Below are 26,556 nucleotides of genomic sequence, written 5' to 3'. Positions count from 1 at the left end.
AAAAATGAACCAAGGAATTTACGAAGAGTTAGTAACTAAACTTGTTTCAAGTAAAATTGAAGAACCTAATAAAGATTTATTTCAATATAAGTTTTCTTATATTGATAAGACCGAAGCGACCTTACTACTATCTAATCATATTGCATCTGTAGTCTCCTTAGTATTAAAACAAATTACCGGTGAAAACGCAATACAGAATCAAATTTCGCTTGCAAATAAAATCATTTCATTACTTAAAGATGAATTAAATAACGAGGATTTTGATGAAAACTTAATAGAATCGGAAGGAAAAATTCTAAAAGCTATTTTCAATAAATTGGATGCTCATTTTTCTAATTTTGACGAACATCTTAAAACAATAACACCATATACCCGATTAACACAAAGTGAACTATTTACTGGTGGAAATTCAGGATTGTCGTTAGAAAGTGAGTTAAAAAAAGAAATACTTTCTTCCAATCGAATTGACTTACTCGTGTCTTTTATTAAATGGAAAGGAATAATAATTTTAAAAAATGAACTTGAAGAATTTACAAAACGTGGAGGAAACTTAAGAGTTATTACAACCACTTATATGGGAGCTACAGACTTTAAAGCAATAAAAGTCCTATCCGAATTAGAAAACACAGAAATCAAGGTTTCATATAATACTGGTAACGAAAGATTGCATGCAAAAGCATATTTATTTTATAGAAATTCTGGTTTTCACACTGGTTATATAGGTTCTTCAAACTTTTCAAGATCAGCTTTAACAGATGGTCTAGAATGGAATCTAAAAATCACTACTAAAGAAGTTAGTCATATCATTGATAAATTTCAGAAAACATTTGAATCTTATTGGCAAAATAATGAGTTTGAAACTTTCGATTCCACCATACACAGTTCGAAGTTAAAAGATGCTTTAAACATCGGAGGAAACAAATATAACAATACGTTTTCAGCAAATTTTTTTGACATTAAACCTTATGCATATCAAAAAGAAATTTTAGAGAAGCTTGAAGTAGAACGAAGTGTACATAATAGATATAAAAATCTGTTAGTAGCTGCTACAGGAACTGGAAAAACGGTAATATCTGCTTTTGATTTTAAATCTTACTTAGACAAAAACCAAAATTCTCGTTTATTATTCATTGCACATCGAAAAGAAATATTATCCCAATCACTTTATACTTTTAGAGGAGTGCTAAAAAATAATAATTTTGGACAACTTTGGGTTGATGGTTTAGAACCAGATAATTACGAATTTCTTTTTGCATCAATTCAAACAATAAACAATCGACTAGAAAACATTTCATTAAGTCCTGAATATTATGATTTCATCATAATTGATGAAGTTCATCATAGTCAAGCACTAAGTTACAGGTCATTATTAGAATATTTTAAACCAAAAATACTACTTGGTTTAACCGCCACCCCTGAAAGGATGGATGGTAAAAACATATTAGACGATTTCTCAGATAGAATTGCTGCTGAAATAAGATTGCCCGAAGCATTGAACAAAAAACTTTTGTGTCCGTTTCAATATTTTGGAATAACAGATAGCGTTGATTTGAGTAATGTTCGTTGGGAAAAAGGCAAATATGATGCTAAAGAATTAACCAATTTATACACCGCCAATGATAGAAGAGTTAATGAAATCATAACACATTTAGAAAAATACACCAGAGATATTCAAGATGTTCGTGCTTTAGGTTTTTGTATTACCATTGAACATGCCAAATTTATGTCTGAAAAATTTTTATTAGCCGGATTAAAGGCGGCCTATTTAACAAGTAAAAACAATAAGGAAAGAGAAAATTTAAAACAAAAATTAAAATTTAAAGAAATTAATTATCTTTTTGTTGTTGACATTTTCAATGAGGGAATTGATATTCCAGAAATTGATACCGTATTATTTTTAAGACCCACGGAAAGTTTAACTGTTTTTCTACAGCAATTAGGAAGGGGTTTAAGATTATATGACAAAAAAGAAGTTCTAAGTGTGCTTGACTTTGTTTCTAACTCCCGACCAGAATATGATTTTGAAGGAAAATTTAGAGCATTAATAGGCAAAACAAACACCTCCATTAAAAAAGAAGTTGAGGACAATTTCCCGCATTTACCACTAGGTTGTTCCATAATTTTGGAGAAAAAAGCAAAAGAATTTATTTTAGATAATATTAGAAACGCCACTTCAATTAATAGAAATCAAATTATACAAAAAATTAGAACTTTTGAATCTCATTCAAATTTACCTCTAACGCTTAAAAACTTTAGTACATTATATCATATTCCAATTGAAACTATTTACAAAAAAGATACTTGGAGCAGGTTAAAAGAACAAGCTGGCAAAATCTCCAATTTTAGTAAAATCAATGAAAAAGAAATTTTAAGTGCAATAAAGAATAAGTGGCTTGCTACAAATTCCCTTAGCTATTTTAATTTCATTTTGGATATTGCTAAAAACAATTTTGAATACTCTGAAGATATCAACAATGAAAAAGAAAATCTGTTTGCACTAATGCTACATTATGATGTCTGGCAAAATCAGAGTAGTTTTAAAAATCTACAATCTAGTCTAAAATCTATTGCATCTAATCCAACTCTGGTAAAAGAAATAATAGAATTCTTAGAATATAAATTAGAACTAATTGATTTTAAAGAATGTGACATCGCGTTACCATTTAATCAACCCTTAAAATTACATTCACGTTATACTAGAGACCAGATTTTGGTCGCCTTTGGTATGAGTACATTTGAAAAACAGTCATCTAATAGAGAAGGCGTTGCTGAAAATAAAGCAAACAATACAGAAATTTTATTTATTGATTTAATTAAATCCGAAGAAAATTTTTCTCCAACAACTATGTATGATGATTATGCCATAAATGACATTCTTTTTCACTGGCAATCGCAAAACCAAACGCGACCAAATATGGGAAAAGGAATTACTTATATTGAACACGAAAAATTGAATAAAATCATACTTCTTTTCATTAGAGAAAAAGCAAAAGACGAATACAGTAATACTATGGGTTATGTATTCGTAGGAAAAGCAAAATATATAAGCCATTATGGTTCAAAACCAATGAGTATTACATGGAAAATTGAAGTGCCAATGCCTAATTATATGTGGAAAGATGCAGCAAAACTTGCAATAGGATAGTCTTTTCAACAAAAAAAAGGCCACCCATTTCTAGGTAGCCTTATCATTGAATTATGTACTGTTTTACTAGAAAACTTCTCTTCCTGAAAAATGGAAAGCACCTTCGATAGCAGCATTTTCATCACTATCAGAACCGTGTACTGCATTTTCACCAACCGACTTAGCAAACATTTTACGGATGGTTCCTTCAGCAGCTTCAGCAGGGTTTGTTGCACCAATTAAAGCTCTAAAATCTTCTACTGCATTTTCTTTTTCTAATATAGCCGCAACGATTGGCCCTCTTGACATAAAGTCTACCAACTCACCATAAAAAGGACGTGCACTATGCACTGCATAAAAAGCTTGCGCATCTCTCTTGCTCAGTTGCGTTAACTTCATAGCTACAATCTTAAATCCAGCAGCATTTATTTTGTCTAAAATAGCACCAATATGTCCGTTTTCAACAGCATCTGGCTTAAGCATTGTAAATGTTCTATTTGTTGTCATTTTCTTAATTTTTGTGCAAAAGTACTACTTTTAATATATTCTACAACAGTTTTCTAAAACTGTTGATGAAAAGGCAAAGCGCATAGCATTAAGCTTTTAATACCCTTGTTTTAATTCTCCTAACAGCTTGCCATTATCACCTATCATTTTAAAATGTATTTGTTTTTCATTAAAATTAAATTCTAAAACTCCAAAACTTATTACAAAGACTACCTCTCCTACTCTATACGGATTGGACTCTCCGGAGTACGATGAATAAGTATGCGTTAGCCCACTACTGGTAAAATCTATTAAAGGATAGGCCAATCCGTCAACCTTGGTTCTAGAAAACTCTGAAATATGTCGATCACCAGATACAACCACAACACCTTTGGCTTTAGATGAAACAATCGTTTTTTTAAGTTTATCTACCTCGTGCGGAAAATTTCCCCATGTTTCAAACCCGTGTTCATTAGACAAAACTTGTATACTACTTACAATAACATTAAAATCTGCCGTACTATTTGTCAATTCATCGGATAGCCATTGCCATTGCGCTGCTCCTAAAACTGTGCCATCGCCATAGGCATTTGGTTTGTTTCTTTTTCTAGTTTCGGTATCTTCTGTAAGTGCTGTTCTAAAATAACGGGTATCTAACACAATTACCTTAATAGAGCCTTTTACCGTGTTGTACACATGCGAAGCATATACCCCTTCTTGACTTCTTCTTGGACTATCTTTTGGCACTTTTAAAAAGTCTAGAAACTCCTGCTGACTTTCCTTTTTAGCTTTAAACTCTTCCCCACCATCATTAAGTCCGTAATCATGATCATCCCAAGTACCAATAACAGGAATTTTTGTGCGTAATGCCATATACCCTGGCACGCTATCTTGCAAGGTATAAAGCCTTCTAAGTTTTGGCATCTTATCTGTATCGGCATAAATTATATCGCCGCCCCAAATCCAAACATCTGGATTAGTGTTAAGAACATCATCCCACAACAAATTATCTACATTGTGTTTATTGCAGGACCCAAATGCTATGGTAAAATCTGGTAGCCCAATGGAATCTGTCAATTTTTTATCATCTTGTGCGTGTAAATTAAAAATGATTGCAAAAAATAATAGTCCAAAAAATCGCGTTGCTTTTTTCATGTAATCTAAGTTTACGGTACTACAAAAATACCACTTTGAACGTTACCACTATGTTATAAAATAGTATCTTTGCGGCCATGAATTTAGAAGATATAAAACGCATAAAAGGCTTACTAAGCACTCCGCAAAGAATTGCAATAATCCCACATAAAAACCCAGATGGCGATGCTATTGGTTCTACGCTAGGTTTGTGGCATTATTTAAATAACATGGGGCAAAATGCTACCATAGTTAGCCCTAATGATGCTCCAAAATTTTTAAAATGGATGCCTGGCAGTGATAAAATTCTAAATTTTGAAGTAGAAAACTCACAAGCGGTACGGGTTTTAAAAGAAGCCACATTAATCTTTACACTCGATTTTAATCACCTTGGGCGCGTAGGTCAAATGCAATCTAACTTAGAAGAAGCTACTGCAGAATTCATCATGATAGATCACCATCAAGAACCTTCGGACTATGCCTTGGTGACCTACTCGGATGTTACCATGAGTTCTACCTGCGAAATGGTCTATAATTTTATTAATTTCTTAGGAGACACGGATAAAATAACCGCTGAAATGGCGAATTGCTTATATGCAGGAATAATGACCGATACTGGCTCTTTTAAATTTTCTTCTACGACAAGTACCACACACCGTATTGTAGCCGACCTTATTGATAGAGGAGCGAAGAATACCTATATACATAATGTTGTATTCGATACCAATTCGCCTAGTAGATTACATTTATTAGGCTGTGCGCTAAAAAACATGGTTATTTTAGAAGACTATGCTACGGCATATATTACACTTAGTCAGGAAGAATTAGACACCTATAATTATAAAAAAGGAGATACCGAAGGCTTTGTGAATTATGGACTTACTTTAGATGGAATTCGCTTTGCAGTAATATTTATTGAAAACAAAGAAGAAGGTATTATTAAAATATCCTTTAGATCGGAAGGTGATTTTTCAGTCAATGAATTTGCAAGAGCACATTTTCAAGGTGGTGGGCATCATAATGCCGCTGGTGGAAAAAGCGATGTTTCTTTAAAAGAAACTGAGGAGTATTTTGTATCCTTGCTACCGAAATATAAAAACGACATAAACCAGTTATAATGTTGGCACACATAAAAAACAATAGCAAGACACACGTAAAAAATAGCCTCTATTTTTTAATTGCCCTATTCCTTTTTAGTTGCGATGGCCCAGAAGCTAGAAAGCCTATACGCAGCTCTGTTCCAAAAATTGTAAAATCTACCGTAGAGCGCAACAAAGAGCTCCTAGCAATAGAAGTTGGTATTATTAATGCTTTGGTAAAAAAAGATACTTTACATCAGTATTTACCTACCTCAAGTGGCTCTTGGTTTTATTACGAAACTAAAAACGACAGCACAACCTATATCCCTAAAGGAGAAGATATTGTAACCTTAACCTACAACATCATGACCTTAACAAATGATACCATTTATTCAGCAAAAGAAATTGGGGTGCAACAAATAAAAGTGGATAAACCAAGCTTATTCAAAGGTTTAAGAAATACGTTTACGTTATTAAAAGAAGGAGAAAAAGCAACCTTTTTATTCCCTTCATCCTTAGGTTTTGGTTATCATGGCGATGACAATAAAATAGAACCTAATACACCCATTAAATCATCAATAGAAATTCTTAAAATAGAGCAAAATCCAATTAAATAGTTTAAAAAAAATGAAAAAATTCTTTAGTTTATTTCTTATTGCAACTGCACTTATAACAAGTTGTAAATCTAGTAAAACAGCCGATTTAGGTGATGGCGTTTTTGCTGATATCCAAACCTCAAAAGGTGACATTATTGTAAAATTAGAATTTGAAAAAACGCCTGTAACTGTTGCGAACTTTATTGCACTAGCAGAGGGCGATAATCCTTTTGTTACCGATAGTTTAAAAGGAAAAAAATATTATGACGGACTTACTTTTCATAGAGTAATGAAAGATTTTATGATTCAGGGTGGTGATCCTACTGCTACAGGGATGGGTAATCCTGGATATCGTTTTGCAGATGAATTTGTGGATTCATTATCACATTCAAGAAAAGGAATTCTTTCTATGGCAAATTCTGGCCCTAAAACAAATGGAAGTCAGTTTTTTATAACACACAAAGCAACCCCTTGGTTAGATGGTAGACACTCTGTTTTTGGAGAAGTTGTAAATGGTTTAGATGTGTTAGATTCTATTGCAAACGTAAAAACAGGTGCTAATGATAAACCTGTAGAAGCTGTAGTTATGAATAAAGTAAAGATTATTCGTAACGGTAAAGAAGCTAAAAAGTTTGATGCTGTTGCAGTAATGACTAAATATTTTGCAGACGAGGAAATTAGAGAGAAAGAAGCTGCAAGAATCGAAGCGGAACGCCAAGCTAATATGAAAAGCTCCATGGCAACTTTTACAAGTGAAATAGCTGACCAAAAAAGCAAAGCTAAAACCTTAGCTTCTGGATTAAAAATATATACTTTAAAAGAAGGTACTGGTAGTGTTGCTAAAATTGGAGAAACTGCTAACTTATATTATGCAGGTTACTTTGAAGACGGACGTTTATTTGATAGTAATTATGAAGAAGTTGCCAAATTATTTGGTCAATACAGCTGGCAGCGAAGAGATCAAATGGGTTACGAACCAATGCCAATGTTGGTAAGTTTAGATGCTCAAATGATTGCCGGATTTAAAGAAGCTGTGATGAATTTAAAAGAAGGTGAAAAGGCACGAGTATTTATTCCTGCACACTTAGGTTATGGCGAAGCTGGTAGAGGGCCAATTGGACCAAATACCGATTTGATATTTGATTTGGAACTGGTTAGCATATCTAACTAAAAGATAAACCCCAAAATATTATCTGTAAAAAAAGCTTCATTCCGTATTAAAAATGGAATGAAGCTTTTTTATTACTCTATCTAATTAATTATTTTTTAGCATCTTGCTTATCTGCCCACTCTTTTGCTCTTTCCGCGCGTTTTGCACTACCAGGATGCGAAGAAGTAAGTGAACCTTTACCTCCATTATCACTTAAAGAAGCAAGTTTTGTAAAAGCACCTTCCATTGCATGGTAATTTAAATTATGACGTACTAAAAAATCAAATCCGTATTCATCAGATTCGGACTCATTAGTTTGAGAAAATTGTGCATTAAGAACATTTTCAACAAAACCACCTATTTCATCATCAGCTAAAATTTTTCCTGAATCTGTATTTGCTACGGCCAAATCTTTAGCAGCTGAAATTTTATAAGCTGCCTTATAACGTTCCTTAGAATGACCTAATTTTACATGACCAATTTCATGGCCAATAACACTTAAAATTTCATCGTCCGTCATTAAATCCATTAATCCAGCCATAACTCTTACACTGCCGTCTGGTGTTGCAAAAGCATTTACGTCAGTTACCAAGTATACTTTAAAGTTCAGCGCTAATCCGTCTTCAGATTCAAATCCTGAAACTAATTTAGCTAATCGATCTGCATAGGCATCTCCAGCTTCTCCAACAGGATTATTTTCATCCATCCAAACCACAGACTCTAATGATAATTTCGCCATATCTTCATCAGATAAAGATGCAGCTGCTACAAGTTTTTTTCCAGCATCTACATTCCCTTTTTTTAATACCTTGCCAAATTGCGCATGGATACTAAAAGATAAAAGCATAGCCGTAAAAAGTAAAATTCCTTTTTTCATTATATATTATTTGTTTAAAGACAAATTTATGGTTTTACAAATCCATTTTCATCCCTTTATTCAGGGATATTCTTCAAAATATCTAAGGTGAATTTCCAAAATTTCTGAACGGAAGAAATGCTCACTCGTTCATCTGGAGAATGGGCTCCTTTAATTGTTGGACCATAACTTATCATATCCATATCAGGATAATTTTGACCTAAAATACCACATTCCAAACCCGCATGACAAGCAACCACTTTTGGTTCTTCATTAAAAACCTTCTTGTACTGCGCCTTTAATACTTTTAAAATTGCTGAATTTGGGTTGGGGTTCCATCCCGGATATTCGCCACTAAAATCAACAGAAAAGCCAGCCAATTCAAAAGTACATTTTAGCGTATTTGCCAAATCTAACTTCGCAGAATTTACAGAAGAGCGTGTTAAACACCCAATATGTATTTTTCCATTAGCAACTTTTACTTTGGCAATATTATTAGAAGTTTCTACCAAATCGTCCATAGCTGCACTCATGGCATACACACCATTTTGCGCTGCATACATTGCTTTCAAAAATTTATCTTGTGTACGACTCCCCATAACTCTTTTAGGCTTTTTAGTTTCAATTAAGCCTATTGTTAAATTTGGTTCTTGTACTTTTAATTCGGTTTTAATAGTAGCGGACCAAGAATTAAATTCTTTGAGAAAATCATCTTTATGCGCTTTATCTACCGTTACCACGGCTACACTTTCTCTTGGAATTGCATTTCGTAAACTTCCTCCATTAATTTCTGAAATTCTAACCCTAAATTTTTCCGAAGCCGAGTATAACAATCTATTCATAATTTTATTGGCATTACCCAATCCTTTATGAATATCCATACCACTATGCCCGCCTGATAATCCTTTAACCGTTATTTCAAAAGCAATAGCACCAATACCACTAAGTTTTTCCTTATAATTTCTTGTAGCAGTAACATCAATTCCACCAGCACAACCTATGTCTATTTCATCATCTTCTTCGGTATCTAAATTCAGAAGAATGGCTCCTTTTAACACTCCTGCTTTTAAACCCATAGCGCCAGTCATTCCAGTTTCTTCATCTATAGTAAATAACGCCTCTAATTCAGGATGTGGAATATCAGTACGCTCCAAAAGTGCCATAATTGTTGCCACTCCAAGGCCATTATCTGCACCAAGCGTAGTACCTTTGGCTTTTACCCAATCTTCCTCCACATACATATCAATTCCCTGAGTATCAAAATCAAAAACAGTGTCATTGTTTTTTTGATGTACCATATCTAAATGAGATTGCAACGTAATTATTTTTCTATTTTCATAGCCTTTCGTTGCAGGTTTTCTAATGATTACATTTCCAACTTCATCCTTGAATGTTTCTAGTTTAAGACTTTTTCCAAAATCCAACATAAATTGGATTACCCTTTCTTCCTTTTTAGAGGGTCTTGGCACTGCATTTAAATCTGCAAACTTGTTCCAAACACTTTTTGGCTCTAATGCTCTTATTTCTGTATTCATAAAATTTTTATAAGATTCAAAAATACGCATACTTAAAGAATAGCCTATTTTTGAAAAAGAAAATATTTAGGTTTACATGAAAAACAAGCTTAAAAATGCCATTGCTATTTCCCTAGTACCACAAATATTTTTGATTAAATGGCTAAGTAATTATCCAGATATAATCGAAAACTACTATAGCAATGGACTTTATGTACAGCTATCAAAAAGCTATCGTTTTTTATTAGGGTGGATTCCTTTTTCTGTTGGTGATCTACTCTATGCCATTCTTACACTTTTAGCTCTTTACTACATAATTAAAAAGCGTAAGTATATCTGGAGTAATAAATTAGTGTTTCTGAGAAACTGTTTTGTGGTTTTATCTGTAGCTTATTTCACTTTTAATCTAAGCTGGGGATTAAATTATTACAGACATCCTATTGCGGATAAACTAGAAATAGAAGAAACTAAAAGCAAAGAAGAACTTTTATCCTTTATCGCTGCCTTAATTAAAAAAACAAACGACACGCAACTAAGCATTACAGCCGATAGCACCAAAATGATAGTTGTTCCTTACTCCAATAAGGAGATATTCTCTAAAACAATCTCAGGGTATCAACAATTAGAAAAAGTCCATCCATTTTTATCATACGAACAGGCTAGTTTAAAAGAATCTATTTTTAGCACTCCAATAAGTTATATGGGTTATGGAGGATATTTAAATCCGTTTACCAATGAAGCACAGGTAAATGCATTAATTCCTGCGTTTAGATTCCCTGTTATTTGCGGGCATGAAATTGGGCATCAAATTGGCTATTCTGCGGAAAACGAAACGAATTTAATAGGTTATTTGGCAACCCTATATAATGATGATATTTATTTTAAATACGCGGCCTATTCCTATGCCTTGAGCTACTGTTTAAGTAATTTAAAGGAGAATGATGAAAAAACGTTTAATTCACTCATTTCGAAAGTAAATCCTGGTGTTCGTAAAAACTATCAAGAACTTAATGACTTTTGGTTGCGCTACGAAAATATTTCAGAACCCATTTTTAAATCGGTTTTTAATACCTTCTTAAAAGCAAACAATCAGGAAGACGGTATAAAAAGTTATAGTAAAGTTGTTTTGTTAATGGTGAGTTATCATAAAAAGCACCCACTATAATTCTATCATTTTTAAAATGCTAATTATTTTTTTAAGGATTCATAATTACATGCCAAATAACTGTTAAAAAATGGCGTATCCTATACCTCTTAAAATGATTTAACTTATTTTTAAGACAGACTAATTAACTAATTCTAACATTATGAAACTGCGATTACTCGTGCTCACCTTCCTATGGTGCAGCAGCCAATTATTTGCGCAAGATTATTTTCCTAAAAATGATGGCGTAAAATCAAAAAACAACAATTACACCGCCTTTACCAATGCTAAAATCTATGTAACACCTACCCAGATTATTGAAAAAGGAACTTTGCTAATTCAAAATGGTAAAGTAAAGCAAGTTGGGAATACAGTTACCTTGCCTAAAAATGCGGTGGTGATTGATTTAAACGGAAAATCTATCTATCCCTCCTTTATTGATATTTATTCAGATTTTGGGGTAGAAAAGCCAAAAAGACCATCTGGTGGTGGAAGAACAGCAGAGTACGAACCTTCACGCGAAGGGTTTTACTGGAATGACCATATTATGCCAGAAACCAACGCGGTAGCTCAATTTAAATACGATGCTAAAAAAGCCAAAGAATTACGTGAAGCTGGTTTCGGAGTTGTAAATACCCACCTACAAGATGGTATAGCGCGTGGAACAGGGGTTTTGGTAGCTTTAAATAACGAAGGCACAGATGCCAATAGAGTATTGGATAACAAATCGGCTCAGTATTTTTCTTTTGATCGCAGTGTAGTTAAAAATCAGTCTTACCCAACTTCTTTGATGGGTACCACTGCTTTATTACGACAAATGTATAGCGATATGAATTGGTACGCACAAGGAAAATCTGATACCCGAGACCAATCCTTAGAAGCATTAATAGCTAATAAAAATTTAATTCAAATATTTGAAGCGAAAGATAAAGGCAATGATTTGCTTGCCGATAAAATTGGTGATGCTTACGGCATTCAATATGTAATTTTAGCAGGTGGAGATGAATACGAGAATATAGCTGATATAAAAGCGACCAATGCCAAATATATTGTGCCTTTAAACTTTCCTGATGCGTATGATGTTTCAAACCCATATCAAGCAGGTTATGTTTCATTGGAAGATATGAGATATTGGAACCAGGCTCCCGCCAATCCAAAAACAATGGCAGAAAACGGAATTACTTTTTCATTTACCATGTATGATTCAAAATCTTCATCAAAATTCAATGAGAATCTACAAAAAGCCATTTCATTTGGTCTTTCTAAAACCAAAGCTTTAGAAGCCTTAACAACAGTTCCGGCTAGTATTTTAGGAAAGAGTGCACAAATTGGATCTTTACAACCAGGTAGTTTTGCCAATTTTTTAATTACTTCAGGTGATATTTTTGACAAAAGCACTACACTTTACGAAAATTGGGTTCAAGGTGATAAAAGTGTGGTGAATGACATCAACACTATAGATATAAGAGGAGATTATAACCTGCCTATTGATGGCACAACGTTTAACCTATCTATTACAGGGGAACTAAGTAAGCCAAAATTAGAGGTTAAACAAGATACTTTAAAACTGAGCTCTAAACTTAGTTATGCCGATAATTGGATGGATATTTCTTTTAACACAAAAGAAAGCGAGAAGATTTATCGTATGACTGGCATGGCGCGTAATAATTCCGATGAATTATCCGGAAGGTTAATTCTACCCACTGGAAAAGAAGCTTTTTTCAAGGCGGTAAAAACGAAAAGTTTTACTGAAAAAGAAAAAGAAGAAAAGACAGAAGAAACGCCCAAAATAATGGCTGTTACTTACCCCAATATTGGATATGGTAATGCAACAAAACCAGTACAAGAAACCATTCTTTTTAAAAATGCTACTGTTTGGACTGGTGAAGCTATTGGAATATTAGAAAATACCGATGTTCTTGTAAAAAATGGAAAAATAGCCAAAATTGGCACAAATTTAAATGGTAGTGGCGCCAAAGTTATTGATGCAACCGGAAAATACTTAACTGCAGGTATCATAGACGAACACTCTCATATTGCACTATTAGATGTAAATGAAGCAGGACAAAATTCTTCAGCAGAAGTATCTATGGAAGATGTGGTGGATAACGAGGATATGAATATTTACCGCAATCTTGCAGGTGGAGTTACCTCAGCACAATTACTACATGGTTCTGCAAACCCAATTGGTGGTCGTTCTGCTATAATAAAATTAAAATGGGGAGAATCTGCACAAAATATGATCTACGCTAACAGTCCTAAATTCATAAAATTTGCTTTAGGAGAAAACGTAAAACAATCCAACTGGGGAAGCTTTAGCCGTTTTCCACAAACAAGAATGGGTGTGGAACAAGTTTTCATTAATTATTTCCAAAGAGGAAAAGAATATGATGCTTTAAAGAAAAGCGGAAAGCCCTACCGTTATGATCAAGAAATGGAAGTAATTGCCGAAATTTTAAATGGCGAACGTTTTATCTCTTGCCACTCATATGTACAAAGTGAAATTAACATGTTAATGAAAGTTGCAGAAAAGTTTAATTTTAAAATTAACACTTTCACTCATATTCTTGAAGGGTATAAAGTAGCGGATAAAATGGCTGAACATGGCGTTGGTGGCTCTACATTTAGCGATTGGTGGGCCTACAAATACGAAGTAAATGATGCCATACCTTATAATGCAGCGATAATGCATAGTCAAGGGATTACAGTAGCTATTAATAGTGATGATCGCGAAATGTCTAGAAGACTAAACCAAGAAGCTGGTAAAATTGTAAAATACGGTGGAGTTTCGGAGGAAGAAGCTTGGAAAATGGTAACCATTAATCCTGCAAAATTATTACACTTAGATCAGCGAACAGGTAGTATCAAAGAAGGTAAAGATGCTGATTTAGTATTATGGTCAGATCATCCATTATCTGTTTATGCAAAATCTGAAAAAACACTCATAGACGGAGCTGTTTATTTTGATATTGAAAAAGATAAATTGCAAAGAGAGGCGATACAAACAGAGCGTAATCTTTTAATTAATATGATGTTAAAAGAAAAAGACGGAGGAAAACCTACACAAGGTCCTAGAAAAAAGGATAAAGAAGAATTTAACTGTGATAGTTTATAAAATTAGAAGCATGAAAAATATAAAACAAATACTAGTATTACTTTGTTGCTCTACTCTTGCTTTTGCGCAGCAAACACCTGCAGCCAAACAAACAGAGGCAATAACTATTGAAGGCGCCACTGCACATATTGGTAACGGCACCATAATAGAAAATTCACTTTTAATGTTCGAAGACGGTAAACTAACTTTTGTTGGTGATGCCAAAATGAAAATTGCACGTAAAGGAAAAATAATAAATGCCGCAGGCAAACATGTTTATCCTGGATTTATAGCACCTGCCAAAACTTTAGGTTTAGTAGAAGTTGATGCAGTTAGAGCGAGTGACGATCAGGATGAAATTGGAGAAATGATTCCTCATGTTCGTAGTTTAATTGCGTATAATGCTGAGTCTAAAGTTGTAGAAAGTATGCGCCCAAATGGTGTTTTATTAGCACAGATTGCACCACAAGGAGGACGTATTTCAGGAACTTCATCTATTGTACAATTCGATGCATGGAATTGGGAAGATGCTGCTGTAAAAGTTGATGATGGTATTCATTTAAATTGGCCAAATTCTTTTAAACAAGGACGTTGGTGGGCAGGTGAAGAACGTGGCTTTAAACCAAATGATAAGTATAAAGATGAACTGGATGAAATCAGCATGTTTCTGAAAAATTCCATTGCCTACGGGAAGGCTTCTGCTCCAGAAATGAATCCTGCATTTGCAGCTATGCAAGGGTTATTTACTGGCGCTCAGAAATTATATATTTATGCAGATGGCGAACGCGAAATGATTGATGCCGTAACTTTAGCAAAAAACAATGGCATTAAAGAAGTAGTAATTATTGGCGGCTATGAAGCACATAAAATAACCGATTTTCTAAAAGAAAATAACATTGCTGTTCTTATCAACTTTACCCATAATACTCCTGAATTTGAAGATGATGATTACGATTTACCTTATAAAAATCCGAAATTATTGGTTGATGCAGGTATTTTAGTGGGATTGCAAAATGCATCTGCAGCAAATTTCCAAACTAGAAATTTACCCTTCTACGCAGGTCAGACTGTTGGACAAGGATTAGATAAAGAAATTGCATTACAATTAATCACCAGTAATACGTCTAAAATATTAGGTATAGATGCTCAATACGGTACTCTAGAAGTTGGCAAAAGTGCAACTTTATTTATATCTGAAGGCGATGCTTTAGACATGCGAACCAATATATTAAGTCACGCTTATATTGATGGTAGAGCCTTATCTTTAGAAACGCACCAAACAGAACTTTGGAAACGTTATATGGGAAAATATCAAGGAAAATAACTAGTACAACCAAGTATAAAAAAAAGCGTCTAATAAAAATAGACGCTTTTTTATTGCTATTATTTTACTGGTATATAAGGCACCAAAAGCCCTCGATAATAAGGAATTTCTTGAGGCGGCAAACAAACGAATCCGTCGGAATAGGCTAAACAAGTTAAATCCCCTGATCCACTATTTTCGATTTTTCGAGCCATTAAAGTTCCTTTATCCCAAAAAGTTTTTACAGGTATAAAAAGAGTTAAAGGTGTAGTATTAGGTAGGTCTTCATCTAAGATCACAAATTCACTTTCATTATCAACACCTAAAGAGTTGTATAACCATGGAAGAAAATAAATATGATAATTAGCGAAGGTAGAAACAGGATTACCAGGAAAAGAAAACACAGCTGTTTTTAAGCTTTCATGCCTGCCAAACCACATAGGTTTGCCAGGTCTTTGTAAAACTTTGTGAAACACTTTATCAACGCCAAGATCGTCTAAAACCTCAGGAATAAAATCGTATTTACCCTTGGATACACCTCCACTAAGTAATAACACATCGTATTCTCTCAAAGCCACTGTTAATTTTTGGGTTATGCTTTTTTTATCATCTAATAAATGAATATGATCCGCATGTATATTTTCAGACGCCAATGCTGTCTGAAGTGATAACACATTAGAAGTCCGTATTTGATGTGCTAATGGTGTTTCTGAAATGTCTACTAATTCATTACCTGTAGAAATAACACAAACTTTGGGTAATTTTTTTACTAAAACCTCAACCTTACCTACAGTAGCAAATACCCCTATATCTGCAGGTGAAATTCGGATTCCTTTTTCTAAGAGGACTTCACCTTGTTTTTTATCTTCCCCTTTTTTATGAATATTCTGTCCTTTTCTAGGGTTTGATTTAATGGAAGCAAAGCCATCTACTATCTCGATATCTTCGTACATCACAATGGTATCTGTATTATGTGGTAAGACAGCACCTGTCATTATTTCCAAACAATTTTCTTCACCAATTAATTTTTGTTGTGGCATTCCTGCACTGACCACTCCTTCTACATTAAAATAAGGGATTCCTTTTTCAAATGATTCATACTTTATAGCAATGCCATCTTTTGTAGCTCGATCAAAAGGAGGAAAATCACGATCCGCATAAATAGATTCTGCTAAAATTCTATTGGTACTTTTCATCAAATCTACCGCTTCATCACCAAAATCCTTGGTATTAAGCATAATTCGTCTATATGCTTCTTCAAATGTAATCATAGCACTTCAAATCCGTTTTTTAATACTACTCTAATACCCACTACTAAAACTAATATAGCAGTTACCCGTTTAATTCCGTTTGGAGTTAGCTTTTTTAAGCTAATTCTAATTCCCAATTGTCCTCCTAATAAAACCATCACTACCAATAAAATTGTCTCTTTCCAAGGTAATTCTAAGGTATCGTTTAAATATAATCCCGCTAGTCCAGAAATGGAATTCACCAAAATAAAAAAACTAGCTAAAGCAGCTATTCTAATAGCGGTACTCCATTTAAAATGATTGAGTATAGGTGCTAAAAATATACCTCCGCCAATTCCCACAAGCCCAGAAAGCAATCCGATGGCTCCTCCAATAAGATAGCTAAAATAAGAAGGATAAGTTCTTACTTCATTGTCTTTTGTACTATGACCATAGGTCTGTCCAATCAATGCCAAAGCTGAAAATACTAATGAAAAACCTAATATAATAAAAAACACATTTTCTTTTAATGGATACGTTGCTCCAATAAATGCTAATGGTATACTGGTAATGATAAAAGGTAAATATGACTTAAAATTAGTATGATTATTTTTAAAATATAAATATGTACTTGAAGAAACTACTACTAGATTACAGACCAACGCAATAGAACGAATTACAAAAAAGCTAGTTACAAACAATGTTAAAAGTGCCAAATAACTGGAGCCCCCGCCAAAACCAACCGATGAGTAAAGCGTAGCAATCACAAAAAAACCTAAACACATTAAAATTAGATTTTCATTACTTAGCAGCATATACCGTAAATTTATTTAATCCTCCATTTACATGTATAAAAGATGTTCGTGGTTGCATTTTTTCTAAAATAGTTATCGCCTGCTGACTTCTAATTCCTGATTGACAAACAACATAAACAGTATTAGAAAAATCGAGTTCATAGGCTCTATCTTCTAATTCTAAAATAGGAATATGAATCGATGAATTTATATGAAAATTCTCGTATTCTTCAGCTGTGCGAACATCTAATAATTGTACTTTTTTTGATTTTAAAAGTGCCTCAAATTCATTAGCCTTTATACTAACTATAGCGCTATCACAGCTAAAATCATAGGTTTCTTGCAACTCCTTTATTTCGCCATTTTCAAGAACTTTTGAAAAATTTATTTTCTGGTAATTTTGGTTTAACCCATCAAATAATAATAGTTTTCCAGAAAGTACTTTTCCAATTTCAGTAATTACTTTGACGGTTTCTAAAGCTTGTAAATTTCCAATTATTCCCGGAACAACTCCTAAAACCCCATTTTCATCACAATTAGGGACCTCCATAGCATTAGGCATTTTTGGAAAAAGACAACGGTATGTTGGTCCGTTTTTATAATTAAACACACTTACTTGTCCTTCGAAACTATGCAATGCTCCATATACACATGGCTTGCTTAAAATTACACAAGCGTCGTTCACTAAATAGCGTGTTGCAAAATTATCTGATGCATCTACGACAACATCGTAACCCACTATAATTTCTAAGGCATTTTCTTTCGTTAAAAACGTTTGATATGAAATAAGCTTTGTTTTGGAATTTTGAGCCTTTAATTTTTGTATTAGCGTTTTGATTTTTGAATGCCCTAAATCTTTTTCCTCATAAGCCACTTGTCTGTGCAAGTTAGATTCACTAACCACATCATTATCAATAAGCCCCAGAGTTCCAACACCCATCGCATTTAAATAGGTAAGTACTGGAATGCCCAAACCACCTGCGCCTACTACCAAAACTTTAGCATTTAAAAGTTTCTTTTGAGCTTCTAGACCAAATTCTTTTAACTGTGTTTGTCTGGAGTAGCGGTCAAAATTCATTATTGTGCAACAATTTTTATGGCTTCCTGGTAATCATTTTCAGAATTTGCATTGAGTAATACTCTTTCATCAGTAGGAAAAATTAATTCCACATCATTATTAATCAGAAATTTACGCGGACAACTTCCTTGTTGACTGTTCATATAAAGTACCGAAGCTTTTAAACCATCAGCTTCCCAAATAGCGCATAATGGCTCTGGCAAAGGATTTTCTTTTACAGCAAATGCTGTTGCAAATTTGGTTGTATTTCTTCCTTTAATTAATTCTTTTAAAGCAGCTACATCAATTAAAGGCAAATCGCAAGCTAAAACTAACCAAGCTACATTTGGGTATTTTTGATGTGCAGATAGTATGCCATTATAAGGGCCTTTATACACATCTTCATCTACAATTACTTGAAATTCTTTTGGTATTTCAGTCACTTGATCCTTTCTGACACTTAGAAAAGTTTCATCGCAAACTTGGGTCAATAAATTATAAATATAATCGCGCTGAGGAATTCCATGGTATTCAATAAGTCCTTTGTCTTTTCCCATTCGCGTACTTTTACCTCCTGAAAGTACTAATCCGTATAGCTTATCTCTTGAAGTCATGCTTCCCTCCTGTTTTTTTATCTAACCGAATATCAGAAATAACAATGTCCTGCGAAAGCGCTTTACACATATCATAAATAGTCAATGCACTTACGGAAACTCCTGTTAACGCTTCCATTTCTACACCTGTTCGTTCGGTACATTTTACAGTACATGTTATTACTAAGCTGGTACCAACAGGCTTAATATCTATATTAATTTTAGACAATGCTATTTGATGGCAAAGCGGAATTAAATCTGATGTTTTTTTTACTGCTTGAATACCTGCAATGATAGCAGTTTGTATAATGCTCCCTTTCTTACCTAAAAATTCTTGATCAGCCAGCGTTTTAAAAACAGCATCGGGAAATAGAACCTTACCAGTAGCTATAGCTACTCTTGCTGTGGCTTGCTTATCAGAAACATCAACCATAGTTGCGTTACCTGAATCATCTATATGTGATAGTTTTTGTTCCATTACCCTCCTATTGATGTCATCGAATTAGAAAAAACATTTTTGTATTTCTTTTGTGCTTCGAATCCTGTTTTTGCTCTACTGCCTATAGCTTTTTCTATATATTCTTTTACTTTTTCATCGGTATCAGTTTCGCGCAAAGCAGTTAAAAGATTACTACTTGCTTTTGCGTACAAACAGGTAATTATATCGCCTGTTGCAGAAATTCTTAACCGGTTACAAGAACCACAAAAAGTTCTACTAAACGAGGGTATTAGTCCAAAACTACCTTCAAAACCAGATATTTTATAATTAATGGATGTAGATGTTTTTGGGGATTCTAACTGATAATAATCTGGATACACTCCAGCAATATGCTCTAAAATTCGCTTATAATCCCAATTGATGGTAGTAAAACTTTTACTCCCACCATTAAAGGGCATTTCTTCTAAAAAGCGCACACAAACATCGTAATGTTTGGTTAAATCCAGCATCGGAATAATATCGTCTGTATTCTGACCCTCAAGAGCAATAAAGTTAATACGAACATTAAAACCTTCTGTTATTAAGCGGATGATATTTTCATACACCACATCGTATTGATTACGCCGGGTAATTTTTTCAAAAGTTGCCTTTGAAATAGCATCCATACTCACATTGATATTTTTAATTCCCAATGTTTTTAATTCGGATATATATGGACCAATAAGGGTAGCATTTGTAGTTATCGAAATGTCCTCTAAACCATTCATTGCAGAAAGTTCCCGAAGCAATACCATTAAATCTTTCCGCACAAAGGGCTCACCGCCAGTTATTCTAATTTTATTTATTCCTTGAGCAACCACTATTTTACTTAACCGAATCAACTCTTCAATGGAAAAAAGTTTATCATTGTTCGCAAAATTTATCCCTTCAGATGGCATGCAGTAATTACAGCGTAAATTACAACGGTCTGTAACCGCCAAACGCAAGTAATTAATGGTTCTATTGTGATTGTCTACCAACATATTTTAAGGATGTGCCGAAACCCAAACGGATTTATTACTAAATACTTCTTTTTTCCAAATTGGAACACGCTCTTTTAAGGTATCAATTAAAAAACGACAAGCTTCAAAACAAGCATCGCGGTGTGCAGATGATGCCCCAACGACAACAACAGGTTCTTCTACTTTTTTTAGTCCTACAGCATGCCGCATAACTACCTTATTTAACTGCCATTTCTCTATTGCTTCTGCTGCAATTTTCTCCATTTCTTTAAGTGCCATGGACTTATAGGTTTCAAATTCCAAAGAAACTACAGCTTCATTATTTGTAAATTCTCTAACTGCTCCTACAAACACACAAATTCCACCACTACCAGCATCTGACAAATCTTTATAAACCTGTGCAGTATCAATTTCATCAACTATTTCTATGTACATTTTCATTCTTAACCTCCGCTTACTGGTGGAATAATAGCAATTTCATCACTCAAATGTAAAGACACGTCTTCGCTAGCATATTCGTTATTAACGGCAACCGCAAAAGAGGACAGTTTCCCAAAATCTGGAAACAAACGAACCAAAACATCCTTCAATTCTAATACGGTTGAAGGGTATTTTGGTTCGGAAGGCACTTCAAATTCTGAAGTTCCAATAATGTCTTTTGCGATGCCAAACAATAATACTTTCATTGCTTTTTTATTAAAGCAGAAAGTTAAGGATAATCGCTGGCATTAAAAATCCATTCTTGTTATATTTTTACATTACTTTCTCTCGGCTATTTTAGCACTTTCAGGCTTAGCGTAATACGTATGGTCCATAGCATTTGTGGAAAGTGTTGCATTTTCAAAAACAACAGTATTAGCTACCTCCATAATTTTATTCCCTTCGGACTTATGCCAAGAAATAGATTTTGGGAGTTTAACCCCCGAAATAACGGTCCATTCATTATAATGAATCCAACTTATTTTATCTGATTTTTCACCAGTTCTGTAGGTCACGGTATAACCCAACCAAGCCATTTGGTTCGTTTCGTCATCATAATACAAGTAGTATTCATCTTTTGGTGATTCCCCTACTCCATCACCAAAAGTTATTTTTATTCCTGGATAAGAAACACCTTCTACCTCCAAATTATCAACCTCGCTGTAGTGTAATCCTTTGTCTGCTAGCACAAATGGCATTGCATAAAAATAGAAGTACAAGTTTTTATAAAAAATAGCATCACCTTTAAACTGGTTTTCAGGGTCTAGAACCCAAACATTTTCTCCATCAAAACCACGCACAACAGTGCCACTAGTCACCTTTTCTTTTCTAGTTTGCAAATCAATAGTATACACCTCATTAACTTCGGAAGTAGGTTTATTAAATACCAAAGTTTTTTGTGCTTTCCATGTTTCAACACCTCCATGTGCTTGTAAAACTTTCGCTAGTGCTTCAGGATAGTTAGCTGCTACCTTAGTTTGTTCTGTGGTTGATGGAACAGGTGATTTTATAGACTTGTCATTTTCTTTACAAGCTACAATGGTAATAAGTACTAATAATAAGCTGATTGTTTTCATTATATCTTTTTTAAAGTGATGTATGTTTCGTCGATCATAAGTACATTAGTTTACAAGATTAAATTACTTTTGTATTAATGAATGCTATCAAACTAATTAGTAGTCTACAAAACCCGCTTATAAAGAGCGTACTGGTGCTTAAAGAAAAATCTCGAGAACGTAAAAAAACAGGTGAATTTGTTCTGGAAGGTTTTAGAGAATTTCAATTAGCGTTAAAAGGAAATTACACCATTAAAACTCTATTGTTTAACGAAGATATAATTTCTGAGGCTGAAGTAAATTCTTATACTACAACATTGAATCAAGCGCCTGAACTTATAAAAGTTTCGAAAGAGGTGTATCAAAAAATTGCTTATCGTGAAACCACAGAAGGTATACTGGCTATTGCCAAAGCAAAATCGCACCTTTTAACCGATTTAAAACTTAGCACAAAAAATCCATTGGTTTTAGTTGCCGAAGCCACCGAAAAACCAGGTAATATTGGCGCCTTATTGCGTACGGCAGATGCTGCCAATTTAGATGCTGTTATAATTGCCAACCCAAAAGGAGATCTATATAACCCAAATATAATACGCTCTAGTATTGGCTGTGTATTTACGAATACCATTGCCACTGGCAGCACTGAAGAAGTTATAAAATTTTTAAAAGAGCATAATATTGCAATCTATTGCGCAGCTTTAAGCGCTTCTGAAAATTATACCAAAACCAATTTTACCAAACCATCTGCAATTGTTGTTGGCACCGAAGCAACAGGACTTTCTAATGAATGGCTTGAAAATTCTACTCAAAATATAATTATACCAATGGAAGGCGAAATAGATTCTATGAATGTATCTGTCTCCGCAGCTATTGTTATTTTTGAGGCTAAAAGACAAAGAGCAGTGTAGCTACTTTTGCTAACCAAATTAAACCAACCAAATGACAAACGAATATTTATTTTTTATAATTATTGGTATTCTAACACTTCAATTTATCATAGAAACCTGTTTAGATTATTTAAATGCCAAACATTATAATGACCCTATTCCGAGTGAATTACATGATGTTTTTGATAAAGAAGAATATCAAAAATCTCAAGATTACCAAAAAACCAATTACAAATTTGGTATAATAACTTCTACATTTTCTTTTGCGCTAACCTTATCATTTTTACTCTTTGGTGGCTTTGAGTGGATAGATACATTTGCAAGGAGTATTACGGAAAACCCAATTATAATTGCCTTAATTTTCTTTGGTATAATAATGATTGGTAGTGATATTATAACCACCCCATTTTCGTATTACGCTACTTTTGTTATTGAAGAAAAATTCGGATTCAATAAATCTACCCGAAAATTATTTATTCTTGATAAGTTAAAAGGATGGTTAATGCTAGCCATTTTAGGAGGAGCTATTTTAGCCCTAGTTATATGGTTTTTTGAGTGGGCTGGAGCTAACTTCTGGATGTACGCTTGGGCAGTTATTGCGGTATTTTCCTTAGCTATGAATCTTTTTTACAGCAAATTAATTGTTCCATTGTTCAATAAGCAAAAACCTTTAGAAGAAGGTTCTTTAAAAACTAAAATTGAACACTACGCCAAAAAAGTTGGGTTTGAGCTTCATAACATTTTTGTAATCGACGGCTCAAAAAGATCCACTAAGGCAAATGCTTATTTCTCTGGATTTGGAAAAGAAAAAAGAGTAACCTTATACGACACCTTAATCAATGATTTAGAAGAGGACGAAATTGTGGCCGTTTTGGCACACGAAGTGGGGCATTATAAGCGCAAACACATCATTTTTAATTTAATTAGTTCTATTGCCTTAACAGGTTTTACCTTATATTTATTATCCCTATTCATTAATACACCTGCAGTGTCATTGGCTATAGGAGTTAGCGTTCCAAGTTTTCATGCTGCATTAATTGGTTTCGGAATTCTATACAGCCCTATATCTGAAATAACCGGATTAATTATGAATTATATGTCGAGAAAATTTGAATACGAAGCAGATGATTATGCTAAAAATACATTTAACGCTCAACCATTAATTTCATCACTAAAAAAACTATCAAAGAACAGTTTAAGTAATCTTACACCGCACCCGGCATATGTTTTTATGCATTATTCACATCCACCATTAATTGCAAGAATAAAAAATCTAAAGGCATAATTTTTGTAGGATACTTAAAAGTATTGTATTAATTTTAAGATATGATGACAGAAGCTGCCATAGAAAAAGAAAATAAGCAAATTGCCAAGCAATACAAAGAATTGCTGCGAATTAGTTATCAAACCCTTACCGAGGATGATAAGAAGCTAATACGTTCCGCTTTTGATGTAGCTGTTGACGCCCATAAAAATCAACGCAGAAAATCTGGAGAAGCCTATATTTTTCATCCAATTGCTGTGGCTAAAATAGTAGCATCGGAAATTGGTTTAGATGCCGTTTCTATTGCTTCTGCTTTATTACATGATGTAGTTGAAGACACCGAATATACCTTAGATGATATTGAACGTATGTTTGGAGAGGCTGTTGCCAGAATTGTAGACGGACTCACAAAAATTGCTCACCTTAAAAAAGATATGAACATATCGCAACAGGCAGAGAATTTTAGAAAAATGTTATTAACACTCAATGATGACATAAGAGTTATCATTATTAAAATTGCAGACCGTTATCATAATATGTTAACGATGGATTCTATGCCTGAATACAAACAGGTGAAAATTGCATCGGAAACCTTATATATCTATGCGCCACTTGCTCACAGAATTGGGCTTTACAACATAAAAACAGAATTAGAAGATTTAAGCTTAAAATACACAGAACCAGAAGTCTATAACGATATTCTAGGCAAGATTGAAGAAACGAAAGAAGAGCAAAAAGAATATATTGAAAACTTTTCTGCGGTTATTGGGGATTCGCTTGATAAAGAAAATTTAAACTACCACATAAAGGGTAGAATGAAATCCATTTATTCTATTCGAAGAAAAATGGTAACCCAAAATGTGACTTTTGATGAAATTTATGACAAGTTTGCGATCCGTATTATTTATAAATCCGATAAGCAAAACGAAAAGTTTTTGGCATGGAAAATTTACTCTATCGTAACAGACCACTTCACCCCTAATCCTGTGAGATTACGTGATTGGATTTCTTCGCCAAAATCTACAGGTTATGAAGCGTTACACATTACCGTAATGGGGCCAATGGGAAAATGGGTAGAAGTTCAAATTAGAAGTGAGCGAATGCACGAAATTGCAGAAAAGGGTTATGCTGCGCATTTTAAATATAAACATGGTAATCAAAAAGAACAAGGTATTGAAGAATGGTTAAACAAACTTCAGGAAGCCTTGGAAAATGCGAATACGAATGCAGTAGATTTTGTTGAGGAATTTAAATTAAACTTGTATTCAAAAGAAATATTTGTATTCACACCTAAAGGAGAATTAAAGTCGTTACCAAAAAATTCCACTCCCTTAGATTTTGCATTTAATATTCATACCGAAGTAGGTATGCATACGCGTGGTGCAAAAGTCAACGGAAAATTGGTTCCACTAAACACCACCTTAAACAGTGGCGATCAAGTAGAAATTATTACCTCAGAAAACGCACAACCAAATCAAAGTTGGTTAGATTATGCAACTACTGCCAGAGCAAGAGCCAAAATAAAATCTACTTTAAGAGAAGAAAAAAAGAGTGTTGCCCTAGAAGGCAAAGAAATATTACGCCGAAAATTAAGATCGCAAAAAGTTAATTTCTCAGAAGATACCATTAACAAAATGGTGCTTTATTTTAAATTAAAAACAAGCCTTGATCTTTTTTATCGTGTGGGAATTGGTGCTATTGATAATCAAAAAATAAAAGATTTTACTTCGTCTGATAACAATGCTTTTATTAACTTCTTTAAAAATAAAATACGAAGAGCACAGACTGTAGAAGATATTGATAAAGATGAAATCACCTCTAAATACGATTTATTAGTTTTTGGCAAAGAAGAGGAAAAATTACCTTATAAATTATCCCCGTGTTGCAACCCTATTCCAGGCGATGATGTTTTTGGTTTTGTAAGCATAAATGAAGGTATTAAAGTACATTCTAAAAATTGTCCAAATGCCATAGCATTGCAATCTAACTACGCTTACCGCATTATGTCCGCAAAATGGATAGATTCTAGTCAACAGGAATTTACCTCTGAAATAAATTTAACCGGAATAGATAATTTAGGTTTAGTTAGCAAAATAACTGAAGTAATTTCAGGAAACATGCATGTAAATATGCGTAATCTTAATTTTAGCACAGATGGCGGAACTTTTAAAGGCCATATAACGGTTGTTGTAAAGAATAATGAGATTCTAAAAAAACTTATCAACAATTTAAAGGGGATTAACGGTATTGACAAAGTAACTAGAATTTAAATTTTAG

At 33.7% G+C, this 26,556-nt stretch carries 23 protein-coding genes; 10 read left to right on the top strand and 13 right to left on the bottom strand.

Going from position 1 to position 26,556, the window contains the following annotated elements:
• Positions 1–4 precede the first annotated feature (4 nt).
• Complete coding sequence (locus B8963_RS14685; RefSeq protein WP_084062927.1) at positions 5–3,145, top strand: DUF3427 domain-containing protein; 3,141 nt, start codon at positions 5–7, stop codon at positions 3,143–3,145.
• Positions 3,146–3,211: 66 nt separating this feature from the next.
• Here B8963_RS14685 and B8963_RS14680 read toward each other — a convergent pair whose 3' ends face one another.
• Together B8963_RS14680 and B8963_RS14675 are read right to left on the bottom strand one after the other, a co-directional pair.
• Entirely contained in the window at positions 3,212–3,631 is a 420-nt protein-coding gene (locus B8963_RS14680) for a nucleoside-diphosphate kinase (RefSeq protein WP_084062924.1), read from the bottom strand.
• Positions 3,632–3,727: 96 nt separating this feature from the next.
• Positions 3,728–4,765 carry an alkaline phosphatase D family protein gene (locus tag B8963_RS14675; RefSeq protein ID WP_084062921.1) on the bottom strand — a complete coding sequence of 346 codons (1,038 nt, stop codon included), beginning with the start codon at positions 4,763–4,765 and terminating at the stop codon, positions 3,728–3,730.
• Between the two features lie 77 nt (positions 4,766–4,842).
• Between B8963_RS14675 and B8963_RS14670 the strand changes: the two genes are divergently transcribed.
• From B8963_RS14670 to B8963_RS14660, 3 genes are read left to right on the top strand one after another with little or no spacing between them, the layout of a single operon-like run.
• Positions 4,843–5,862, top strand: coding sequence for a DHH family phosphoesterase (locus B8963_RS14670; protein WP_084062917.1), 1,020 nt, complete (start codon positions 4,843–4,845; stop codon positions 5,860–5,862).
• Positions 5,862–6,440: a gliding motility-associated peptidyl-prolyl isomerase GldI gene (gldI, locus tag B8963_RS14665; RefSeq protein WP_084062914.1), complete on the top strand. Its 579-nt coding sequence runs from the start codon at positions 5,862–5,864 to the stop codon at positions 6,438–6,440. Before B8963_RS14670 ends, gldI begins: the two co-directional genes overlap by 1 nt.
• A gap of 10 nt (positions 6,441–6,450) precedes the next feature.
• On the top strand, positions 6,451–7,590 hold the full coding sequence (locus B8963_RS14660) for a peptidylprolyl isomerase (RefSeq protein WP_084062911.1): 1,140 nt from the start codon (positions 6,451–6,453) through the stop codon (positions 7,588–7,590).
• Between the two features lie 88 nt (positions 7,591–7,678).
• Here B8963_RS14660 and B8963_RS14655 read toward each other — a convergent pair whose 3' ends face one another.
• Together B8963_RS14655 and B8963_RS14650 are read right to left on the bottom strand one after the other, a co-directional pair.
• Positions 7,679–8,446 (bottom strand): M48 family metallopeptidase, encoded by a 768-nt coding sequence (locus tag B8963_RS14655; protein WP_084062908.1) that lies wholly within the window; start codon positions 8,444–8,446, stop codon positions 7,679–7,681.
• A 56-nt stretch (positions 8,447–8,502) separates the two neighbouring features.
• The gene (locus B8963_RS14650; RefSeq protein WP_084062988.1) at positions 8,503–9,960 is read right to left on the bottom strand and encodes an aminoacyl-histidine dipeptidase; all 1,458 of its coding nucleotides are present in this window, start codon (positions 9,958–9,960) and stop codon (positions 8,503–8,505) included.
• Positions 9,961–10,036: 76 nt separating this feature from the next.
• Between B8963_RS14650 and B8963_RS14645 the strand changes: the two genes are divergently transcribed.
• The 3 genes from B8963_RS14645 (at position 10,037) to B8963_RS14635 (ending at position 15,501) form a co-directional block, all read left to right on the top strand.
• Entirely contained in the window at positions 10,037–11,104 is a 1,068-nt protein-coding gene (locus B8963_RS14645) for a DUF3810 domain-containing protein (protein ID WP_084062906.1), read from the top strand.
• Between the two features lie 142 nt (positions 11,105–11,246).
• Entirely contained in the window at positions 11,247–14,198 is a 2,952-nt protein-coding gene (locus tag B8963_RS14640) for an amidohydrolase family protein (protein WP_084062903.1), read from the top strand.
• A 10-nt stretch (positions 14,199–14,208) separates the two neighbouring features.
• A complete protein-coding gene (locus B8963_RS14635) occupies positions 14,209–15,501 on the top strand; it encodes an amidohydrolase family protein (RefSeq protein WP_084062901.1) in 1,293 nt (430 codons plus the stop codon).
• Positions 15,502–15,560: 59 nt separating this feature from the next.
• Here the strand turns inward: B8963_RS14635 and B8963_RS14630 are convergent, their stop codons facing one another.
• The 9 genes from B8963_RS14630 to B8963_RS14590 all read right to left on the bottom strand — a co-directional run bounded on the left by B8963_RS14630 (position 15,561) and on the right by B8963_RS14590 (position 22,149).
• Positions 15,561–16,751, bottom strand: coding sequence for a molybdopterin molybdotransferase MoeA (locus B8963_RS14630; RefSeq protein ID WP_084062898.1), 1,191 nt, complete (start codon positions 16,749–16,751; stop codon positions 15,561–15,563).
• A complete protein-coding gene (locus B8963_RS14625; RefSeq protein ID WP_084062896.1) occupies positions 16,748–17,524 on the bottom strand; it encodes a sulfite exporter TauE/SafE family protein in 777 nt (258 codons plus the stop codon). Before B8963_RS14625 ends, B8963_RS14630 begins: the two co-directional genes overlap by 4 nt.
• A complete protein-coding gene (locus B8963_RS14620) occupies positions 17,511–18,581 on the bottom strand; it encodes a HesA/MoeB/ThiF family protein (protein WP_084062893.1) in 1,071 nt (356 codons plus the stop codon). The genes B8963_RS14625 and B8963_RS14620 overlap by 14 nt, the downstream gene beginning before the upstream one ends.
• Positions 18,581–19,174 carry an NTP transferase domain-containing protein gene (locus B8963_RS14615; protein WP_084062891.1) on the bottom strand — a complete coding sequence of 198 codons (594 nt, stop codon included), beginning with the start codon at positions 19,172–19,174 and terminating at the stop codon, positions 18,581–18,583. The genes B8963_RS14620 and B8963_RS14615 overlap by 1 nt, the downstream gene beginning before the upstream one ends.
• On the bottom strand, positions 19,158–19,631 hold the full coding sequence (gene moaC / locus B8963_RS14610; RefSeq protein WP_084062888.1) for a cyclic pyranopterin monophosphate synthase MoaC: 474 nt from the start codon (positions 19,629–19,631) through the stop codon (positions 19,158–19,160). Before moaC ends, B8963_RS14615 begins: the two co-directional genes overlap by 17 nt.
• Positions 19,631–20,614, bottom strand: a complete 984-nt coding sequence (gene moaA, locus B8963_RS14605) for a GTP 3',8-cyclase MoaA (RefSeq protein WP_084062886.1) — start codon at positions 20,612–20,614, stop codon at positions 19,631–19,633. The genes moaC and moaA overlap by 1 nt, the downstream gene beginning before the upstream one ends.
• A gap of 3 nt (positions 20,615–20,617) precedes the next feature.
• A complete protein-coding gene (locus tag B8963_RS14600; protein ID WP_084062883.1) occupies positions 20,618–21,034 on the bottom strand; it encodes a molybdenum cofactor biosynthesis protein MoaE in 417 nt (138 codons plus the stop codon).
• A 2-nt stretch (positions 21,035–21,036) separates the two neighbouring features.
• Positions 21,037–21,279 (bottom strand): MoaD/ThiS family protein, encoded by a 243-nt coding sequence (locus tag B8963_RS14595; RefSeq protein ID WP_084062881.1) that lies wholly within the window; start codon positions 21,277–21,279, stop codon positions 21,037–21,039.
• Between the two features lie 72 nt (positions 21,280–21,351).
• The gene (locus B8963_RS14590; RefSeq protein ID WP_084062878.1) at positions 21,352–22,149 is read right to left on the bottom strand and encodes a DUF6503 family protein; all 798 of its coding nucleotides are present in this window, start codon (positions 22,147–22,149) and stop codon (positions 21,352–21,354) included.
• Between the two features lie 77 nt (positions 22,150–22,226).
• Here B8963_RS14590 and B8963_RS14585 point away from each other — a divergent pair, with 77 nt between their 5' ends.
• The 3 genes from B8963_RS14585 to B8963_RS14575 are packed head-to-tail and all read left to right on the top strand — an operon-like array spanning position 22,227 to position 26,549.
• Positions 22,227–23,036 (top strand): TrmH family RNA methyltransferase, encoded by an 810-nt coding sequence (locus B8963_RS14585; protein ID WP_084062876.1) that lies wholly within the window; start codon positions 22,227–22,229, stop codon positions 23,034–23,036.
• 31 nt (positions 23,037–23,067) lie between these two features.
• Entirely contained in the window at positions 23,068–24,300 is a 1,233-nt protein-coding gene (locus B8963_RS14580) for a M48 family metallopeptidase (protein ID WP_084062873.1), read from the top strand.
• Between the two features lie 44 nt (positions 24,301–24,344).
• Entirely contained in the window at positions 24,345–26,549 is a 2,205-nt protein-coding gene (locus B8963_RS14575; protein WP_084062987.1) for a RelA/SpoT family protein, read from the top strand.
• The last annotated feature ends 7 nt before the right edge of the window (positions 26,550–26,556 follow it).

Origin of the sequence: Cellulophaga tyrosinoxydans (assembly GCF_900176415.1) — a bacterium.
In the GTDB taxonomy this organism is placed as follows: domain Bacteria; phylum Bacteroidota; class Bacteroidia; order Flavobacteriales; family Flavobacteriaceae; genus Cellulophaga; species Cellulophaga tyrosinoxydans.
This window is presented reverse-complemented; position numbering and strand designations above follow the sequence as displayed.

Bases quoted from the DNA above. Each gene is read 5' to 3' on its own strand.
- gldI (WP_084062914.1), top strand. From the start codon at position 5,862: ATGTTGGCACACATAAAAAACAATAGCAAGACACACGTAAAAAATAGC.
- B8963_RS14630 (WP_084062898.1), bottom strand. From the start codon at position 16,751: ATGATTACATTTGAAGAAGCATATAGACGAATTATGCTTAATACCAAG.
- B8963_RS14620 (WP_084062893.1), bottom strand. From the start codon at position 18,581: ATGAATTTTGACCGCTACTCCAGACAAACACAGTTAAAAGAATTTGGT.
- B8963_RS14585 (WP_084062876.1), top strand. From the start codon at position 22,227: ATGAATGCTATCAAACTAATTAGTAGTCTACAAAACCCGCTTATAAAG.
- B8963_RS14650 (WP_084062988.1), bottom strand. From the start codon at position 9,960: ATGAATACAGAAATAAGAGCATTAGAGCCAAAAAGTGTTTGGAACAAG.
- B8963_RS14685 (WP_084062927.1), top strand. From the start codon at position 5: ATGAACCAAGGAATTTACGAAGAGTTAGTAACTAAACTTGTTTCAAGT.
- B8963_RS14625 (WP_084062896.1), bottom strand. From the start codon at position 17,524: ATGCTGCTAAGTAATGAAAATCTAATTTTAATGTGTTTAGGTTTTTTT.
- B8963_RS14670 (WP_084062917.1), top strand. From the start codon at position 4,843: ATGAATTTAGAAGATATAAAACGCATAAAAGGCTTACTAAGCACTCCG.
- B8963_RS14675 (WP_084062921.1), bottom strand. From the start codon at position 4,765: ATGAAAAAAGCAACGCGATTTTTTGGACTATTATTTTTTGCAATCATT.
- B8963_RS14575 (WP_084062987.1), top strand. From the start codon at position 24,345: ATGACAGAAGCTGCCATAGAAAAAGAAAATAAGCAAATTGCCAAGCAA.
- B8963_RS14655 (WP_084062908.1), bottom strand. From the start codon at position 8,446: ATGAAAAAAGGAATTTTACTTTTTACGGCTATGCTTTTATCTTTTAGT.
- B8963_RS14580 (WP_084062873.1), top strand. From the start codon at position 23,068: ATGACAAACGAATATTTATTTTTTATAATTATTGGTATTCTAACACTT.
- B8963_RS14600 (WP_084062883.1), bottom strand. From the start codon at position 21,034: ATGAAAATGTACATAGAAATAGTTGATGAAATTGATACTGCACAGGTT.
- B8963_RS14645 (WP_084062906.1), top strand. From the start codon at position 10,037: ATGAAAAACAAGCTTAAAAATGCCATTGCTATTTCCCTAGTACCACAA.
- B8963_RS14590 (WP_084062878.1), bottom strand. From the start codon at position 22,149: ATGAAAACAATCAGCTTATTATTAGTACTTATTACCATTGTAGCTTGT.
- B8963_RS14660 (WP_084062911.1), top strand. From the start codon at position 6,451: ATGAAAAAATTCTTTAGTTTATTTCTTATTGCAACTGCACTTATAACA.
- B8963_RS14640 (WP_084062903.1), top strand. From the start codon at position 11,247: ATGAAACTGCGATTACTCGTGCTCACCTTCCTATGGTGCAGCAGCCAA.
- B8963_RS14680 (WP_084062924.1), bottom strand. From the start codon at position 3,631: ATGACAACAAATAGAACATTTACAATGCTTAAGCCAGATGCTGTTGAA.
- B8963_RS14615 (WP_084062891.1), bottom strand. From the start codon at position 19,174: ATGACTTCAAGAGATAAGCTATACGGATTAGTACTTTCAGGAGGTAAA.
- moaA (WP_084062886.1), bottom strand. From the start codon at position 20,614: ATGTTGGTAGACAATCACAATAGAACCATTAATTACTTGCGTTTGGCG.
- B8963_RS14635 (WP_084062901.1), top strand. From the start codon at position 14,209: ATGAAAAATATAAAACAAATACTAGTATTACTTTGTTGCTCTACTCTT.
- moaC (WP_084062888.1), bottom strand. From the start codon at position 19,631: ATGGAACAAAAACTATCACATATAGATGATTCAGGTAACGCAACTATG.
- B8963_RS14595 (WP_084062881.1), bottom strand. From the start codon at position 21,279: ATGAAAGTATTATTGTTTGGCATCGCAAAAGACATTATTGGAACTTCA.